This is a genomic window from Nocardiopsis sp. iso_25 (assembly GCF_056173305.1).
This window is the reverse complement of sequence record NZ_CM149667.1, coordinates 5,977,946-5,995,642: the sequence shown is the minus strand read 5'-3', so window position 1 is coordinate 5,995,642 and position 17,697 is coordinate 5,977,946. Positions and strand designations below refer to the sequence as shown.

The 17,697-nt window shown below is 67.7% G+C and carries 16 protein-coding genes and 1 CRISPR repeat array; of the genes, 5 read left to right on the top strand and 11 right to left on the bottom strand.

From position 1 onward, the window contains the following. Positions 1-74: 74 nt before the first annotated feature. Genes AC0VX6_RS25830 through AC0VX6_RS25820 form a run of 3 tightly spaced genes read left to right on the top strand, consistent with a single transcriptional unit; the run spans position 75 to position 3,391 of the window. A complete protein-coding gene (locus tag AC0VX6_RS25830; RefSeq protein ID WP_475466527.1) occupies positions 75-1,511 on the top strand; it encodes a type IV secretory system conjugative DNA transfer family protein in 1,437 nt (478 codons plus the stop codon). Then, positions 1,511-2,296 (top strand): replication-relaxation family protein, encoded by a 786-nt coding sequence (locus AC0VX6_RS25825; RefSeq protein WP_475466525.1) that lies wholly within the window; start codon positions 1,511-1,513, stop codon positions 2,294-2,296. Before AC0VX6_RS25830 ends, AC0VX6_RS25825 begins: the two co-directional genes overlap by 1 nt. Before the next feature lie 18 nt (positions 2,297-2,314). Continuing rightward, positions 2,315-3,391 (top strand): C40 family peptidase, encoded by a 1,077-nt coding sequence (locus AC0VX6_RS25820; RefSeq protein WP_475466523.1) that lies wholly within the window; start codon positions 2,315-2,317, stop codon positions 3,389-3,391. Between the two features lie 138 nt (positions 3,392-3,529). Beyond that, a CRISPR array of direct repeats spans positions 3,530-4,106; the repeat unit is 29 nt; unit sequence GTGAGCCCCGCGCACGCGGGGATGGACCG. Positions 4,107-4,277: 171 nt separating this feature from the next. On the opposite strand, the gene cas2e is transcribed toward AC0VX6_RS25820, so the two are convergent. Beyond that, a complete protein-coding gene (cas2e, locus tag AC0VX6_RS25815) occupies positions 4,278-4,661 on the bottom strand; it encodes a type I-E CRISPR-associated endoribonuclease Cas2e (protein ID WP_475466521.1) in 384 nt (127 codons plus the stop codon). Then, positions 4,661-5,659 carry a type I-E CRISPR-associated endonuclease Cas1e gene (gene cas1e, locus AC0VX6_RS25810; protein ID WP_475466519.1) on the bottom strand — a complete coding sequence of 333 codons (999 nt, stop codon included), beginning with the start codon at positions 5,657-5,659 and terminating at the stop codon, positions 4,661-4,663. The genes cas2e and cas1e overlap by 1 nt, the downstream gene beginning before the upstream one ends. A gap of 714 nt (positions 5,660-6,373) precedes the next feature. On the opposite strand from cas1e, the gene AC0VX6_RS25805 reads away from it, so the two are divergent. Further along, positions 6,374-7,339, top strand: a complete 966-nt coding sequence (locus AC0VX6_RS25805; RefSeq protein WP_475466517.1) for a HipA domain-containing protein — start codon at positions 6,374-6,376, stop codon at positions 7,337-7,339. A gap of 31 nt (positions 7,340-7,370) precedes the next feature. Continuing rightward, positions 7,371-8,138 carry a hypothetical protein gene (locus AC0VX6_RS25800; RefSeq protein ID WP_475466515.1) on the top strand — a complete coding sequence of 256 codons (768 nt, stop codon included), beginning with the start codon at positions 7,371-7,373 and terminating at the stop codon, positions 8,136-8,138. Here the strand turns inward: AC0VX6_RS25800 and AC0VX6_RS25795 are convergent. The 9 genes from AC0VX6_RS25795 to AC0VX6_RS25755 all read right to left on the bottom strand — a co-directional run bounded on the left by AC0VX6_RS25795 (position 8,132) and on the right by AC0VX6_RS25755 (position 17,692). After that, on the bottom strand, positions 8,132-8,752 hold the full coding sequence (locus AC0VX6_RS25795; protein WP_475466513.1) for a 3'-5' exonuclease family protein: 621 nt from the start codon (positions 8,750-8,752) through the stop codon (positions 8,132-8,134). The two genes, AC0VX6_RS25800 and AC0VX6_RS25795, sit on opposite strands and share 7 nt — an antisense overlap. Before the next feature lie 211 nt (positions 8,753-8,963). Continuing rightward, positions 8,964-9,647, bottom strand: coding sequence for a type I-E CRISPR-associated protein Cas6/Cse3/CasE (gene cas6e / locus AC0VX6_RS25790; protein ID WP_475466511.1), 684 nt, complete (start codon positions 9,645-9,647; stop codon positions 8,964-8,966). Beyond that, on the bottom strand, positions 9,634-10,365 hold the full coding sequence (gene cas5e / locus AC0VX6_RS25785) for a type I-E CRISPR-associated protein Cas5/CasD (RefSeq protein ID WP_475483706.1): 732 nt from the start codon (positions 10,363-10,365) through the stop codon (positions 9,634-9,636). Before cas5e ends, cas6e begins: the two co-directional genes overlap by 14 nt. After that, positions 10,358-11,557, bottom strand: a complete 1,200-nt coding sequence (gene cas7e, locus AC0VX6_RS25780; RefSeq protein WP_475466508.1) for a type I-E CRISPR-associated protein Cas7/Cse4/CasC — start codon at positions 11,555-11,557, stop codon at positions 10,358-10,360. Before cas7e ends, cas5e begins: the two co-directional genes overlap by 8 nt. Further along, positions 11,554-12,150, bottom strand: coding sequence for a type I-E CRISPR-associated protein Cse2/CasB (gene casB / locus AC0VX6_RS25775; protein ID WP_475466506.1), 597 nt, complete (start codon positions 12,148-12,150; stop codon positions 11,554-11,556). The genes cas7e and casB overlap by 4 nt, the downstream gene beginning before the upstream one ends. 6 nt (positions 12,151-12,156) lie before the next feature. Next, entirely contained in the window at positions 12,157-13,779 is a 1,623-nt protein-coding gene (gene casA / locus AC0VX6_RS25770; protein WP_475466504.1) for a type I-E CRISPR-associated protein Cse1/CasA, read from the bottom strand. A gap of 72 nt (positions 13,780-13,851) precedes the next feature. Next, positions 13,852-14,238 (bottom strand): hypothetical protein, encoded by a 387-nt coding sequence (locus AC0VX6_RS25765; RefSeq protein ID WP_475466503.1) that lies wholly within the window; start codon positions 14,236-14,238, stop codon positions 13,852-13,854. Further along, positions 14,235-16,694, bottom strand: a complete 2,460-nt coding sequence (gene cas3 / locus AC0VX6_RS25760; protein ID WP_475466501.1) for a CRISPR-associated helicase Cas3' — start codon at positions 16,692-16,694, stop codon at positions 14,235-14,237. The genes AC0VX6_RS25765 and cas3 overlap by 4 nt, the downstream gene beginning before the upstream one ends. A gap of 470 nt (positions 16,695-17,164) precedes the next feature. Beyond that, positions 17,165-17,692, bottom strand: coding sequence for a hypothetical protein (locus AC0VX6_RS25755; RefSeq protein ID WP_475466499.1), 528 nt, complete (start codon positions 17,690-17,692; stop codon positions 17,165-17,167). Positions 17,693-17,697: the final 5 nt, after the last annotated feature.

The window sequence follows — 17,697 nt, the reverse complement described above, 5'->3', positions numbered from 1 at the left end:
GCGCCCGCACCCGCGCCATCGCCGCCACCCTGGCCGCCTACACCTCCGGGCTCAACGCGCTCAGCCGCCGATGGATGCCCTTCCCTGTTCTGTGGACGGGCCGCCGCCACCTCGCCCGCGGCTACCTGCTCACCACCGACGAACTCGCCGCGATCGCCCACCTGCCCACCGACGCCGCCGTCCCCGGCCTCACCCGCGCCAGCGCCCGCCGCGTCGCGCCCGGCCCCGACCTGCCCCGCGCGGGCCGCGTCCGCGTTCTCGGCGAGGCCGACGCCGGACCGCGCCGACCCGTCGCCCACGGGATCGAGGAGGCCCGCCAGCACACCCACGTCATGGGCAAGACCGGATCGGGAAAGTCCACTCTGCTGGCCAGCATGATCTGCCAGGACGCCGAGGCCGGACGCAGCGCCCTGGTCATCGAACCGCGCGGCGACCTGATCCTGGACGTCCTGGACCGCCTGCCCAAGCGCGCGGTCGGGCGCACGGTCGTGTTCGACCCGGCCGACCCCGCGCCGCCGCCCCGGCTCAACATCCTCCAGCTCGGCACCCCCGAGCACGCCGCCGACACCGTCACCGGCATCTTCCGCCGGGTCTACGCCGACTCCTGGGGGCCGCGCACCGAGGACATCCTGCGCGCCGGCACGCTCACCCTCGCCCGCGCCCAGGACCCCGGCCTGACCCTCGGACACATCCCGCGCCTGCTGGGCGACGACGCCTGGCGCGCCCGGCTGCTGCTCTCCGCCCGGGCCACGGGAGCGCTCGGCGAGTTCTGGCGCTGGTACGAACGCCAGAGCCCGCAGATGCGCGCCGCCGCCACCGACCCGGTCCTGAACAAGCTGCGCACGATCCTGCTGCGCCCCTGGGCGGCGGCCGTCCTGGCCTCGGGCGCCTCCACCCTGGACCTGCCCACCCTGCTCGACCACGGCGGCCTGCTCCTCATGCGCCTGCCCAAGGGACGCCTGGGCGAGGACACCGCCTCCCTCGTCGGCACCATCGCCCTGGCCGCCGCCTGGAACGCCGTCACCGCCCGCGCCGACGTCCCCGAACGCGAACGCCCGGACACCACCGTCTACCTCGACGAGGCCGCGAACTTCCTGCGCCTGCCGGGCTCGCTGGCAGACATGCTCGCCGAGGCCCGCGGCTACCGCGCCGGGCTGGTCATCGCCCACCAGGAACTGGGACAGCTGCCCGCCCAGACCCGCGCCGCCGTCGCGGCGAACTGCCGCACGAAGGTGTTCTTCAACGCCTCCCCGGACGACGCCGCCAAGCTCGAACGCCACACGCTCCCGCACCTGAACGCCTACGACCTGTCCCACCTGGGCCCCTACCAGGCCGTGGTGCGCACCCTCCACGGCGCCGCCGAACTGCCCGCCGCCACCATGCGCACGCTCGCGCTGCCCGACCCGGTCCGGGGCCGCGCCCGCCAGGTCCGCCGGGCCGCCCGCCGCTTCAGCCCCACTCCGACCCGCACCGAGGGAACCGATCCGCGACAGCGAGGGGAAACACGCTGATGGGCACCACCGACCTGACCGACCGCGACGTCCACATCCTCCAGGCCCTGCACGCCCACCGCGTCCTGACCACCCCGCACGTCGGCGCGCTGTTCTTCCGCGGCACCAGCCCCCGCGCCGTGCAGCGCCGCCTGCTCAAGCTGGCCGCGGACGGGTTCACCGACCGCTTCCTGCCGCCTCACACCCACGCCCGCGTCCCCTACCACTGGACCCTCGGCAGGGAGGGCGCCCGCGTGCTCGCCGACCGCTGGCACACCACCGTGGACGGCATCGGCTACCGACCCGAGTTCCACCGCAACCTGGTGATCTCCCGCCAGCTCGGCCACGTGACCGGCCTGGCCCAGACCTACGTGTGCTTCGCGGTCGGCGCACGCCTCACCCGGGGGGCGGCCCTCCAGCGCTGGTGGTCCGAGGCCAGGTGCCGCGAGACCTGGGGGCACCACGTGCGCCCCGACGGCTACCTGCGCTGGCGCCAGGACGGCACCACCCTGGACGCCTTCGTGGAGTTCGACACCGGCAGCGAGCCGCTCCTGCGCGTCGCGGCGAAGGTCAGCCGTTATCGCGACCTGGCCGAGGAGACCGGCCTGCGCTCCCCGGTCCTGTTCGTGGTCACCTCGTCCGGGCGCCTCACCTCGCTGTGCCACGCCCTCGGTGCGGGCGGGGAGGAGGTGCCGGTCCACGTCACCACCCTGGAACAGCTCGACCGCTTCGGCCCCACCCGCCCCGTCTGGCGCCGAGCGGGCGAAGCGACCTGCGCGGTCCGCCCGCTCGTCGCACTCGCCTGAACCGGCGGCGGTGGCGCGATGCTCAAAGCGGCCCTCGGAGCGGCCGTCGGCCTGCTCCTGCTGGTGCCCCTGATCGGGGCCGTGGCCATCGGGGGAGAGGAACGCGAACGCGAGGCCGACGCCCGGACGCTCCGGGTGCCGGGGGTCCCCGCCGTCCTCCTGGACGCCTATCGCAGGGCCGCCGAGCGCCTCGCCCACCTGCACCCGGGTTGCACGGGCATGAGCTGGCCGATCCTGGCGGGGATCGGCCACGAGGAGTCCCACCACGCGGCCGGGCACGACATCGACGAGAACGGCGACACCGACCCGCCCGTCATCGGCCCCCGCCTGGACGGGAGCGGGGCCGGTGACAACTGGACCCCGCACCCCGACACCGACGGCGGCCGCTGGGACGGCGACACCGAGTTCGACGCGGCGGTCGGAGTCACCCAGCTCCTGCCCGCCTGGTGGGCGGAGTTCGGCTTCGACGGCAACGGTGATGGCCGGGCGGACCCGCACAACGTCTACGACGCCGCCCTGGCCACCGCCGTGGAGCTGTGCACCAGCCACGCCGAGGACACGGTCGACTTCACCGACCCGGAGCAGCTCCGCGCGGCGCTGTTCCGCTACAACGCCTGGGACGACTACGTCGAGAGCGTCCTGGAGCACATCGCCGAGTACGAGGAGATCGCCGCGGCAGCCGCCGCCTCCGACAGCGGGCACACGGTTCCGGGGGAGGGGAGCGAGCGGGGGAGGGCGGCCGCGGAGTGGGCGCTCGGGCAGGTCGGCAAGCCGTATGTGTGGGGAGGTGTGGGGCCCGACGGCTTCGACTGCTCGGGGCTGACCATGATGGCCTGGAGAGCCGCGGGGGTGTCGATCCCGCGGGTGACCACCGACCAGGTCAACATCGGGGCCCGGGTTTCGCTGGACGCTCTCGTCCCGGGGGACCTGCTCTTCTACGACACCGGGAGCGGGCCCGCGCCCTCGCACGTGACCATGTACGTCGGCGACGGCCAGATGGTCAACGCTCCTCGTACGGGCACGACCATCCGGGTGGAACCGGTGGACGGGCCGTACTACTCGGCTCGCTTCATGTCCGCCGTCCGTCCCGGCTGAGGAGCTTGATCGGACGCTGGAGCGGATCCTTGGCTCCTGTTGTGTGAGGATGGACGCATGCGGGCCACGAGAGTGGTCGGCATGCCCCAGAGAAGATTGCGGGGAGATAACGGCCCGCGTCTTCCCAGGTCGTTAAGCGTGAGCCCCGCGCACGCGGGGATGGGCCGGCGCTCTGGTCTACGTCCGGCGCAGAGTGACCGTGAGCCCCGCGCACGCGGGGATGGACCGTGCTCCCATCAGCACGGGCACAGCTACGAGGTGTGAGCCCCGCGCACGCGGGGATGGACCGTCGGGCGGGAGATTGAGGATGGACACCTCGGCGTGAGCCCCGCGCACGCGGGGATGGACCGGTGTCCCAGAGCCGTCTGGCCGAGTTGACCGGTGAGCCCCGCGCACGCGGGGATGGACCGCGCACGGGGCCTAGGAACTCCGCGAGGCAGAGGTGAGCCCCGCGCACGCGGGGATGGACCGGAGCAGGCATGATCCGCATTGAGCGCGCCGACGTGAGCCCCGCGCACGCGGGGATGGACCGACCTGGTTCGAGACCTGGCCGCGCACGGCCACGTGAGCCCCGCGCACGCGGGGATGGACCGAGGATTTCGAGTTCGCCGTCACCCTCATCCCCGTGAGCCCCGCGCACGCGGGGATGGACCGGCCTCGTCCACCTCGTTGGGGTTGGTGGCGCCGTGAGCCCCGCGCACGCGGGGATGGACCGCCGTGTCCGCGTTCTGGTGGCGGCATTCGACGGTGAGACCCACGCACATTCCGAACCCAGATGTCGTCGTCGGCTTTACCTCCGGTGAGGCATCCCCTGTCAGGGGTGTCGTCACCGACCAGACATCCGGACAGACGGGACGGCCCCGCCCGGCAGGCAGGGCCATCTCCTTCACATTCCCTGGAAGGGATCCTCCTCAGATGCGGGCGTCTCGTCCCCGACCTGGCGCTCGGGAGCCCCGGGCAGCCACTCCGGGTCCTCCTCCTCGACCTGCGCCGTCAGCCGGATCAGCTGGAGGCCGTCGAAGTCCAGCACCTGCCGTCGCCGCTCGCCCGCCGTGAGTACGACATACCCCTGCTCGTTGTCGGCGGTGTGCAAGCACACCGCGGCGCCGTCCCCCACCGACGCGCTCACGGCGGACCACAGCTCCTGGCGCACCCGAGCGTTCATCGTGCCGACGTACAGGCCCGCGTCAGGTTCGGTCATCCACCGGGACAGGGCGCCGCGCACCCGGTCCGGGACCGCGGTCGTGGCGATCACCACCATCGACCCCATCAGCGACCCTCCACCGCGTAGTTGACCCCGCCCGATACCGCGCCGGTGGTGGGGTCCCACAGGTCGACCACTCGCCACCGCAGCGGCGTCGCCTCCGCGCCCTCGTCTTCGTCCTCGTCCTCGATGTCCGGGTCGAGCAGGGCCTGGATGTCCCGCACCATACGCGGGATCATCCTGTAGAGCTGCAGTTTGGTCCGCAACAGCGTCCGTGCTCGCCCCTCGGGGTTCTCCGCCTGGTGCAGGGAGAACGCCAGCGGGATCGTGGTCTGCGCCTTGTAGAGGTCGGCGATGTCGTAGACGAACGACTGCTGCTTTCCGGAGTGCACGAAGCCCAGGGCGGGGGAGCAGCCCAGGTGGGCGATGACCGAGTGCACCACCCCGTACAGGGCCGCGTTCCCCGCTGACAGGGCCTTGTTCACCGGGTTCTGCCCGTCCCGGTCGGCCGGGTCGTAGTTGCGCTTGAACGGCTTCACCCGGTGCTTGGTCGCCAGACTCCGGTACAGCGCCTTCATGCGCTGCCCCTCCAGGGCCCGCAGGCGCTCGATGCCGATGCCCTCCTCCACCTCCTCCCTGAACCGCATTTCGTACATGCGCCGGGCCACGGCCAACCGTGCCGTGTCGTCGGCGTAGGCTCGCGCCTGCCGGTCCAGCCACGCGGTGGTGCGGCTCTCGGGGACCAGGCTTCCGTAGTGCAGGATGCCGCCCGACCCGCAGCAGACCACCGTCGTGCCGTGCCGCATGAACGTTGCCAGCGCGGGCGAGGTGATGGAGGTGCCCGGACCGAGCAGTAGGCAGGCCAGGGAGGCCGTTGGGGTCTGTACCCGGTGCACGGTGCCCGCTCCGGCGGCGACCTCGGCGCATACCCCGGTGTCGGTCTGCACGATCCGGCAGATGTCCGCGTACAGGAACGACAGGTTGTCCGACACCTTCGGCAGCATCGCCAGGGTCGGTCGGGCCAGCGCCTTGCGCGCCTGTGACCCGAACCGAAGCAACACCATTCTTCGCGTCATCAGAGACCGAGCTGACCAACCGCACCCGTTTCGCTACCCGAGCGGACGCGGAGCGGGAGATGTTCTCCCGCATCGAGGGGTTCTACAACCCTTGGCGGCGTCACTCGGCGAACAGGATCCTGTCCAGAAGCCCCAGGGCATCTCACCCCTCAGACCGGCGAAGTCTCCACATAGGAGGCGCAGTCGCTGAAGGCATCGAAGAGCTCGCGCCAGGTATCACCTTCCACCTGCATGGTCGATCTCCTCAGAAGGGTTGAGGACCTACATGACGGCCCGCGGGGGTTGACCCCACCCGCTACCGGGTTGCCTCGGACGACCATCGAGCCCTGCCGGTAGCGAACACTTTGGGGGTAGTCGTCGCCCTTGCAACTACCGGCGATCCGAGCCATGTCCGGGGTTGCACCTTCGGGCAGGAGGTCGTGCACCGCAATCTACGCCTACAGCGCACCAATGTTCGAGAAGAATGCAGATACTCCCGTCCTGGGATTTCGGGCGTTCCAATATTGGCCAGGGGGTTCCTGGCGCGACTTCTTTGCCTATCGAGCTGTTCAAGCAAGTCATCAGCGTCCCTCAGCAGACGGGCTTGACTTATGAGTGCAGGTCGGCGCGTCCTCATATCTGCATTGATGTTCTATTGAGGGCTTGTTCGTCTGTTTTGTCTGACTCGAGTCTGGCGGATAGAGATATGGGATCGTAAGCAGTGTGATGGACGTGTGGTGGAAGCGGGTCGACGTTTCTGACTGGCAGGACTGTGGCGTCGAGACATCCGGGTCGAGCGGCGGCAGATGGCTGGAGGACCCGGAGACGGGACTGAGGTGGCTTCATAAGCAAACGCACATTCCAGCCAATGGGCGCGAGCAGGGCGAAGACTGGGCGGAAGTCATCGCCACCCGTGTCGCGCAACTGTTGGGGGTGCCGTGCGCAAACACGGCGCTATGCACCTTCAAAGGAAGGCGTGGATCACTCTCCTGCTCGATCCTTCCGCCGAAGTATGACCTGTGGGAGGGACAGGTCGTACTCGAGGCAGTACAGGTCCCCGGTTACATCCGGTTCACCCCGGGGCAAAAGGTTAGGGACCCCGACAGGCCGACGGTCGTTCGCCCTGGCCACAGCCTGGCGAACATCCGCACAGCCCTACAAGGAGTAGACGCCCCTGAGGGGTTCGAGGGAGGCCCCAAGGAAGGACGAGCTTTCGACGTGTTCGTGGGTTATGCGCTGTTGGACGCCTTGATCGCAAACTGCGATCGTCACGACGAGAACTGGGCTGTACTGCAGCCCCAGCTCGGTTCCTTGCCTGAGATGCTGGCGCCTTCCTACGATCATGGAAGCAGCCTGGGCTACAACTACTCAGGCCCCAAGCGCGATCGCTGCCTGGACGACCTAGGCAGACTGGAGGTATGGGCCAATAAGGGAACCGCGCACCGCTACGAACATGTTCCGCCGGCCAAGTCGCTCGTGGCTCACGCCATGGAGGCCTTGGGCATGGGATCGCTGGATACTGGGAAGTGGTGGGAGGCGCAGATCCTCCAGTTGGATCTGGGTGAGATCCTCGAGCCTCTGGAGCAGGGGGTCATCTCTGGAATGTCACCAGGGTCAGTTACATTTGCAGCCGAGTTGCTCAAGCTCAACCTGAGGAGGCTCCAGGATGCGATCAGCGACCATGCCTGACCAGGGTTCAGCCGCTGTGGACGGCCCTGCCGTGAGCGATCTGCTCGTGCTCTGGCAGCACCCCGACACCCGTTCCATCATTCCTATCGGGCGACTGACGCATGCTGCTGACAGGTATGCCTTCTCCTACACACGCGCTGCCGAGAGTATCGAGGACTTCAGGCCGCTGCCGGGCTTGCGCGATCTGTACGCGAGCTATGAGAGCAATCGGCTACCAGCAGTGTTCGAGCAGCGTGTGATGCAGCCCGAGCGTCCGGACTACCCGTCCTACTTGGAAAGCATCGGTCTTGAGCCGTCCCAGGCGACGCCATGGGAGCAGATCGTTCATTCCAGGGGTATGCGGGCGGGCGACACCCTGCAGTTCATGCAGGTCCCCACGGTCCAGCGAGGCCGGGCCAAGGCCCGATTCTTCGCCAACGGCGTCCGACACATCCCCGGTGAGGATCGGCTCATAGAGGGACGGTCTGTGCACATCACCCACTCCGAACACGAAGAGGCACTGTGCCGCCTACGCCAGGGCATGCAGGTCATCGTTGAGGCCGAGGACAACAACTCCAAAGACCCCAACGCTGCTCTTATCACCGCAGCGGGGGAGCCGCTGGGGTACGTGCCCTGGTGCTTGTCCAAGAGCATAAGAGAGCTGTCCGCCTCTGGACGGCTCAGCCTGACAGTGGCGCGAGTCGCTCCACCTTGGGCAACGACGCACATCAGGCTGGTCCTCGACATGGATGTGCCAGCTCCTGCCGGTTTCCGGTTCGACCGTGAAGGGCAGTGGGAGCCCCTGGCGGCTGTTCAGTAACGGAGCGGATCTGGGACGCCGGAAACGGCCAGGTGTGCATCGAAGGGCAGGTAGAGGCACACCTGGTCGTAGAGCTCTTCCAGACCCCTACTGCGAAGCTCATCGACCAAAGAGTCGTACAAGTCGATGAGATGCTCTACGTCGGCGGTGGCATACGCCAACTGCTCTTGCGTGAGGGTGGGAACTGACCAGTCACTGGTTCGCACTGCCCCCTTGGAGATATGAACGCCCAGGCGTCTGAGCAGCAGTGGCTGCAGACTGTGTTCACGGTTGGGGCGTTCCGGTTCGAGGATGCGGGAGGCCGCCTTGGTACAAGCCACTGAGCGACTCATCACCCCCCATGTCGCTTCGAGGAAACGCAAGTCGAACGGCGCGAAGTGCATGACCTTCAGCAGGGATGGATCCTGCAGGAGGCCTAGAAGCTTGTCGGGCCGCTCTGACAGTCGACTCAGCACGACCGGGCCAGTTGCCCGGGTGAAGAACTGACACAAGTGGAGTGTCTCTGACTCCCACTCCAAACCACTGGTCTCGGTGTCCACTGCCACCCTGCCTTCCCGTCGGATGGCTTCAGCGAGCTCGACGGGCAGGTCACCGTGTACAAGCGTTGTGGACATGCCTGCAATGTATCGTTCACCAGTGTCAGTTCCCGGTAGGGGAGGCGCCGACCGGTGTGCCTCCCGAACAGCAGGAAGCCCTTGTAGGGGGTTCGAAACCGAACATGGCTCTAGCTGTCGCGCATCTGAACCACTGAGCTCGCCGCACGCGGAGGCGAGCCGCTCAACGTCCGGGACGAGTGCGCGAGGCTTCTCCGGTTTCTGACCGAGTTCAGCCGGAGGTGAGGGAGGCGAGGCTCACCATCCCGCATCCGTAGGCTTTGGCCCGCCCTATGCCGGTACGGACAGCTTCCCTGAAGGCGTCTGCATTGGTGACCACCAACTGGCCGTCGAACCGAACCGCAGAGACGGTGATCTTGTTTCTGCGGTCCTCCTTGCCCTTGTAACCGACCAAGGGCGGACACGGCGAGGCACTCACCGCCATTCCACCGTCGGCCCCGGCCGGGATCACGAAACCGTGCTGTTCGCCCTTGCGCGCCAGCCACCCCAACTGCTCCTTCGGGTCGTGCAGAGGCACCCGTTTGCCGCGCGCGTCCCGTGGAGCCTGTGGATCGCGCACGATGCGGGTGGGGTTGGCGGTGAGACGAAAAGCCAGCACCTGGCCGGGGGAGATGGCCTTTACCGCATCCTCCATGGAACGTGTCCGGGCCTCCTCAGCCAGGTAGCTCTGCGGCAGCTGGCTCCAGTCCGGCCGGGTACTGCTCTGCACGAGCAGCATCCAACCGCGGGCGGTGGTGTCCATCCGCCACAGCACTCCGTGCGCCTGTCGTGCGGGAATCCCCTCGGCTTCGTTCGGCAGAGCGGACAAGAGGGTCCGGTGCATCTCGTGTACATCGGCGAAGTCACGCCTGAAGGCGCGCGAGCCGGTGTTCGGCGTGAGCTTACTCAGGTACACGTCGGCCGCCTGTCCTCGTCTCCTCGGGAATCTCCACGTGGTCCACACGCACGTACCGCTGACGGAACTCCCGGTGCCCCGTTTCGAAGGTCACCGGAACGTCGTAGCGGGCTTCGGCCCCGTCCTCTCCGGCAGGCACTTCGACCACCGTCCGCAGCCAGGGGGAATCCTCGGCGTCGGCTCTCAGCTCCGGGCGGTCCTCCTGCCAGGGGTGCCGCTTGATGACCTCTTCCAACGGCCGACCGTGGAACACCCCTGTGCCCATGCCCCGCTCCTCGGGCAGGACCAGCGGGCTGGAGGGGACGTGGGCCTTGCGGCCGAAGAACAGCGGCCACCGGGGGTGGAGCACGGCCTCCCGCAGCGCCTCCACGACTTCCCGGCCGCCTTCCAGGCACACCAGGAACAGCGCGTCCGCCAGGTAGAAGCGGTGGCTGACCACGTTGCGGTGACCTGTGCCCTTGGTCGTGGGCACGTTGCCGGTGACCTGGTAGTCGCGTTCGAGGATCCCCTCGCGCTCGACCCGGACGGCCATCCGCAACTGAGCCAGCTCACCGATCCGCTCGGTGTCCGTGCGTTCCACGCCCAGAGCGGCACCGAGCAGCCCGACCACTCCGGACTTGGTCGGCTCCAGGGACGTGTCCCGGTACGTGAAGCGCGATCGCACTCCCCACGACTGCATGGGGGCGTCGATCCGCAGGGCGAGTACGGCACTATCCACGGACGGCATCCATCACCTTGCCGGTCAGCTCCGCCAGGGTCTTCGCTCGCTCGTCGTCGGGCACCTTGAGCTCATCGAGGCCGCCCGAGACGGAGGACACCGCCACCGTGTTGATCTCGCCCTGCCCGTAGAACTCACGCAGCTGGGTGAAGTGCTCCCACAGCCTGGCCGTGGAGTCCTCCATCACCCTCGTGCCCGACACGGGGGAGAGGAAGGAGTTGGCGAGGTTCCAGGTGCCGCTGTCGCGTACGACCACCATGAGCGTGTCCGGCAGGGTCAGCGCGGCCATGGAGTTCTGCTTGCCGCTGGGAACGGCGCGGACGAAGGCGTTGAGCCAGGCGCTGACGGCCCGCTGCATGAGGTCCTCGTCGACGAAGTCCGCCTCGGGGTCCTTGCCGAAGAGGTTCAGCCGCAGCTGGTCCAGGTCGAGGTTGGCGTAGCGGTAGTAGCAGGCGGCGTTGAAGTCGACGGTGCCGATCATGTCCGCGCCCGCCTCGGCGTCGGGCTTGAGGTCGTCGACCGCGGTGTAGAAGTCGTACTCCACCCCCACCGCGTGCGTGGAGATCGCGTGCGCGACCTGGGAGGCGGCGTCGACGTTGAAGTCCTTGTTGTCGGCGATCATGCGCCCGAAGAGGGCGATGTCCACCGACTTGCGTGCGTCCAGGATCTCCCTGGCCATCGTCAGGGTTTCGCCGGTCGGCTTCTTCTTGTCGCTGGCCTTCTCCTTGCCCTTGCCCTTCTCCTTGGCCTGTTCCTGCTTCTCCTTCTCCTTCCGGCGCTTCTCCGCGTCCTTCAGCAGGCGCTCGCGGTGCTTCGTGCAGTAGGCCGCCAGCTTGCCCACGGCCGACCTGCTCACGAAGAGGAGGTACTGGGTGAGGTCGTTGTTGTCGAGGCCGAAGCCCATCTGCTGCAGGGCCTCGCGGACCACGTCCTGGTCCTGCTCGCTCACCTCCCTGGAGTCCCCGGCGGTCTCCGCGGCGGCCTTCTGCAGCAGCCGTTTGGTGCGCACTGCGGTGTCGCCCGCGGCGAGGCCGACCTCGGGGAACAGGTCGCGTGCCGAGCGCTTCAGGCACTGGCTGGAGACCCGGCTGCGCAGGACGCCTCCGAAGGTGACCGACTTGGGCTGCCCCAGGTCGTCACGGTTGAGGTTGCTGGTGGGAAAGGACTGGAGGAGGTGCAGTTCGATGATCATGAGGCTGCCTTCGGTGCCTTGGCGGAGGTCGGATTGGTGTGTACTCGGTGCTGGAAGTCGCGTGACCAGCGGATTCGCACCTTCCGAGCACTGCTCTCGTCCCCGTCCAGAAAGACGAGGTCGTTCAGAAGCGCGTGGTAGTCGAGGGGGATCCGGGGGCGTGCGCCGCCGATGAGCTGGACGGCCTGGCGCAGCCGGTAGCCGAGCCCGCCCGTCTGGGCGGCGGCGACCAGCTGGCGCACCCTCGCCTCCGCCGTGTCCCGCGAACCGGCGTCCGCCAGCGCGGAGCACAGCGGTCGCCGCTCCTTCGGGTCACTCACCGTGTGCGGGTTCAGCGCGAACAGCCCGGCCACGAGCAGGGCGTGCTCCTCCTGTTGTTCGGGCAGTCCGAAGGGGAGCAGCAGGTTGTAGCCGTGAACGGTGTACCTGTCGTCGGTGAGGCTGCGCCGCAGGCGGGCGAGTTCTTTACGCGCATCCGCGACCACGTAACGGTTCGGCGAGTCCAGGGAGCGGCCCAGCGAGTAGAGCCTCTCCACGAACTTTCGCCGCCGCTCGAACGGGGTGTCCGGAGCTTCGTCGTCTTCAGCGAACACGTTTCCTCACCTGGTGTATTGGCCGACGTCGTGCTGGTACTTCTCTTTGCGGTCCCGTAGAGCGCCAAGGAAGATCATTTCGGCTCGGGCCACCGCGAGGAGCTGGCGTGGTGCGGTGCGCGGGAACTCGTCCACCCAGGTACGAGCCGCCTCCTGGGCCGTGTCGTCCACGTGCGCCTGCCACTTCTCGAAGATCCGCGCGAGTTCGGCCCGGCCCTCCGGGTCGTGCGCCTGGTGCACCCGGACCAGGTCGCCCAGCTCGCGGAGCAGGCGGGCGAAAGCGGTGTCCAGCCGCGGCCAGTAGCGCTCGGCGAGGTAGCCGTCGTGCTTGCGCGGGTCGAAGTTCCCCCGCAGTTCCTTGCTGTAGTTCTTGGTGAGGTCCTGGAGGGCGGTGCCGACGTCGTCGGCCAACCCCACGGCGTAACCGAACAGGTCCTCCAGGGGCCAGTCCAGGTTCCGGGCGCGGAGCAGGGAGAGCTGGACCGGGAGCGCTTCCTCGGACCAGAACTCGACCGCGCCGGGGTTGGACGTCAACTGCTGTCCGAACACCCTCAGAGTGACGCTCTGCCCTTCGTCGAGGCGTTCCGCGTCGACCTGCTCGGCGAGGTGCTGCACGTTCAGCGGCCGCTGGCGGAGGGCATCGCCCTCAACCGGCAGCAGCAGCTCGCGGGCATGCCGCCACACTCCGCGCAGCAGCTCCAACCGCACTGGCAGGTAGGTGGGCTGCTTCCTGTCCAGCTTCCGGAAGGCCGCCATGGCCTCGATCGTCTGCAGCGCGGGTTTGAGCTGCGTCCCGGGGGCGACCACGGCACCGTCCACGACGGGCCCCTGCGCGGTGTCCCTTCCTTGCAGCAGGATGCGGCGGGAGGGCCAGGTGAGCAGGTCGGTCCATCCCCGGGGGACCGCGCCTTCCTCCGGTGCGGGCTCTGGAGGCCGTTCCAGTTCCCACACCGGCCGGTCGTCGTGGTGCGTGGTCGCCATAGGCAGCCCCAGAGCAGGCGCGTACGTGACCATGTTGAGCAGCAGTGTCTGCTTGAGGTCCTCCCCTTCGAGGAGCACGGTCGCGAAGTGGTTGCCGAGTCCGGACTTGGAGCTCTTCGGCCCCTTGGCCCTGTAGGGGGTTTTGGTGCCGCCGGTGTCGAAGGTGTGCAGCGTCACCAGCCACCGCGCAGCCACGTCCGCGGGCAGGTCCGGACGCTCGCCCTCGGTCGTGTGGTCGAAGAGGGTGGTGTTGTTGCCCTTGGCCCGGTACAGCAGCAGCTGGGTGGCGGGTTTGGGTTCCACCACCGACAGGCCCGGGCACTGCATGAACGGGCGGTCGCCGCCCAGCAGTTCGAAGGCGTCGGCGTGTTCCTCGCCGTACCGGGTGATCAGTTCCGGGTCGAACCCGTCCTGCTGCCACAGCCGGACCCACTCGTCGTCCGAGCCCGAGTCGGGGCCCACGTGGGCGCGGTGCAGGAAGGCCAGGAGCAGGCGGTGGAGTGCGGCGGTGACCACGGGAGCCTCTGCCCGCAGGCAGCGCAGCTCGTGGGCGCGTACGAAGAGTTCGTGCAGGCTCAGCAGCTCCGGTTCACCCCGCAGGGTGATCACGGGGAGCCACCGTTCGCGCAGCAGGTTGAAGGAGGGCACCTGAGCTCCGGGAGGTAGTGAGGGGGCCAACGTAGCGTTCGGGGAAGACGGGAGGGGAGGGACCAAAGTCCGTCAGTCGACGTCCTCCTCAGTGATGCGAAGGCTGCGGTCGGGACGGGTGGACACCCGAACCCCTCCGTGTTCCCAACGGCCGTCGGTGAGGACCAGAACGCGATGGTCACGCAACCAGCCCGAGCGTTGGAACGCGGGCGGAACGGACGTCCGCGATCTGATCAGGTCGAGAGCTTCGGACGCCAGGTCCACCGGCGCGGAGAGCACGATGACGTCCTCGTCGAGGAGCCGGGCGACAAGGCCGGCGGGAAACTCCCCGCTGTCCAGGTCCACGGGTGTCCCGCTCCGCGTGCGCGGTGGACCCGACCCTTCCCTGTGCAGCACGACGAACCACGTGTCCCGGGGCTCGTGCTCGTCCTCGTCGGTCTGCCACTGGTCGTCGGTCACTTCGCGTCCCTCTCCCTGCCGTCGCGGGGGCGTGTCTGTCCTCCGGGCACGGAACGCCTGGTCAACCGGAGCAGACTCCGCGGAGTGGTGACCAGCGAGGCCATCACCTCCGACGCCTGGAACCGCAGCCAGCGCCGCCTGCGCTCGTATCCGCGCTCCGCGCTCTCCCAGGCCTTCTCCCACCCCGGCTCCGTGAGCGGTGTGTCCTCTACGTAGACCCGGTGCACCTGCTTGCCGATCTCGTCGAGGGGGTCCCAGCTTCCCCGGGACAGGACGTCCCGCAGGACCACGCGCGTGCGGCCGAGCACCCAGGGCAGGTAGATCTTCGACACCCCCGGGGCGAACACCAGGGAGGTCCGAGCGCTCGGGGGCCTGGCCTCACGCTTCGCCGGATCGGTGTCGGCGATCAGGAGGGTGGGGGTCTCCAGTCCCGGCGGACGGCTTTCCCTGCGGTGCCGGTGGAGGCGTCCCGCACGTTGGAACAGCAGGTCGATGGGGCACAGGTCGGACACCATCAGGTCCGCGTCGATGTCCAAGCCGTGTTCCAGCACCTGCGTTCCCACGACGATGGCGTGCCGGTCTGGCGGGGAGTCCTTGCCCAACAACGTCCGTACCGTGCGCTCGACCTCAGTGCGCTCGGCTCCCTGGGACTGCCCGGTGAACAGGACCAGCTTCGGACTGCGGCTCGTGCCCGTCAGTAGGTCCGCGATCCGGTCGTGCACGTCCTGGGCCCGCTTCAGGGTGTCGAGCACGACGATCGCCGTGCCCGCGGCGCCTACCCCCTCGACCACCCGCGCGGCGATGGCGGCGGGGGAGTCGTCCACGTGCCTGACCCGGACCTCGCCCCGGCTTCTCGTCTCTTTGGAGAGCTCGAACGTTTCCGCGTTCCGGGTGGCACCCGACCACATGACCTGCCACGAGCCCGGCTCGACCACGCGGGCGCGCTCCAGATCGGGTCTTCTACCCCCGGCGCCCGCGTGCCAGAACTCGACCAGCTCCTCGCGCCGGTTCGCCGGTAGCGTGGCCGACATCAGTACCACCGGTACGCCCATCCGACCGCAGAACCACATGAGCTGGTCCACCAACAGGCCGGTGTAGAAGTCGTAGGCGTGGGCCTCGTCCACGATCACGACCTTGTTGCTGACACTGGTCATACCGAGGTAGTTGTGGCCGGTCCGGATCACCGACTTGACCAGCTGGTCGATGGTGCCCACTCCGATCGGGAAGGCGAGTCCCCGCTTACGTGTGAACCACTCCAGTGAGTCCTGTCCGTCCTCGTCCTCGGAGCGCTCGTGCTCGCCCACCGCAGTGGGGCGGATCTGGGCCTCCTGCCGTCCGGCGCGCAGCTCCGCGGCCGCGCCCGAGTAGACCAGGTTGACCTCCAGGGGCGAGTTCGTCACCCGCATGAGTTCGCGGACGTCGTCCGCGGCCTGCCTGCTCAGGGCCTTGGTGGGTGTCGCCAGGTAGAGCCCGCCCAGACCGAGACGGCGCGCCAGGTCGGTGGCGGCCTGGAGACCGGCCCGGGTCTTGCCCTCGCCGGTCGGTGCCTCGACCACGAGGACGCCCGGTTCCGTGCACTGGTCCAACACTTTTTCCACTGCCTGCTGGAGGGGCCGAGGAGCCTCGTCGAACAGGTCCCGGTAGCCGGTGCGCTCAGGAGGCTGCCATGCCGCCCACCCGGTGTTCTCCAGTGTCTTCTCGGCCTGCTCGCGGGCATGGTCGCGGTAGGCGTGGAGATCCTCCGGCCAGGGTTCGTACTCGAACCGGGAGGTGTCGGAGGCGACCCAGTCAGAGATGGTGGTCAGTCCGGCCAGTCCCAACAGGGCGAGGGAGGGCATCTCCACCCGGCTCCAGCCGGGCGTCTCGAAGTCGAGCCCGCGCAGGGACGCGACCCTCCTGACCAGCTCCGAACGCCTCAGCGCCCAGCTCCGGTCACCGAGATCGTCCTTCTTCCTGACGCTCCGGATCACTCCTGGTTCGGGGAACCACCCGTGGTGTCCGCCGAGCATGTGCCCGATCAGCTGGGCGGTGTCGTGTGGGGCCCCGGCCGCCTTGAGCATGTCCTGTAGGTGCACGGCGGTGCCGAGTCCGTGTTTGGTGTCCCACCTGCGCCCCGCCTTGGTGGGCGCGTTGCGGTTCAGGATCTCGTGGTCTTCTTCCGGGAACCGCTTCCTGGCGACTTCGATGACCAGCGGCTGGAAGGCGGGGGTGAACTTGCCGAGGTCGTGCAGGCCGCACAGGAGTGCCACCCAGTCCCGGTCCTGTCCCAGCGGCTGGAAGGCCTGGTCGAGTTCTCGGCGTACGCGGGGTCCGAGGATGATCGGGTAGAGGAGGTAGGCGACCTCCATGGTGTCGATCGCGTGGCAGACCAAGGCGTGCTGTCCGTGCTTCGTGTGCTTCGCCCAGGGCCGCGCGACCGGATCGGGATCCGGAGGTTGCTCCCTCGTGTCGACCACGGTTTTCCCTCACCACTTCGGACCGGAACCGCGTACCCGGGTATCGAACCATCTGGGAGCGACCTTCGAGGTGGTTTTGCCACATTCCCTCGCACGGGCTGTACAGGGGGCGCGATACGGGGGAGTCCGGAAACAGCAGAGCCCCTCAGTCAGTCCTGAACCCACGGATTAACAGTCCGTGTGTACGCGGGTGGCACGTCCCAGTATGTAGGGGTTCGTTCCGACCCATCCGGGCAGCGGCATCCCACCGCATGCCACCGGAGACCACCCCGTACCACCGTGTCCCAGAACAGCCGAGCAACCACCGAGGATTTCATCGACCCGGCGAGGCACGGATCAAGTCCGCTGGTGACTCGAGGTGGACTCACTCATTCTTGGCTTTCAGGACCGTGTCCTGTTTTCGCGGTCGCGGTGATGTAAATCATCCACCTCGATCTTGAATCGATTTCAAAAAAATATCATATTTGGGATTAAATTCCCAAATCTCCGCGCATGATATCCCTCATCTGCCTGAGAAGGTCCCAGGAATCCTTTCTTGCATTCTCAATACTTTCCTCATTTTCCGCCCCTTGAGGAGCGGGCGGGTTAAATCTCATTAGGGCTCCGTAGAATCCAGCAAAATTTTTGTCGACTGAACTTGCTGCAGCTAAAACAGCATCTGGCAGGGTCATCTGTGCCTCCGCATAGCGGACTCTGTAGTCTCGCCGTGAGTCCTCCATGCGAGTTCGCTGGTCAGCCACGCCGACGCCAGACTTTAATGAATGGAAGTAATTAGTCAATTCCGTCTGGTAAATTCTTGCTGTGGCGTTTAGCTCGATGTAGCAAGCGCGGCGATAGTTGATAGCATTTTGCCGGTCGCTCCGCTCGAGTTCTCTCGCTTTTTGCTCGTCCGCGAGTTCGATCTCGCGTATCTTATTTTTCCCCGCGCTCCATTGGGTCAGCAAAGCAGAAGCAAGAGTTCCTACGATTCCAATAATTGCCAGGAAGAGCGCTTCCATGTGGC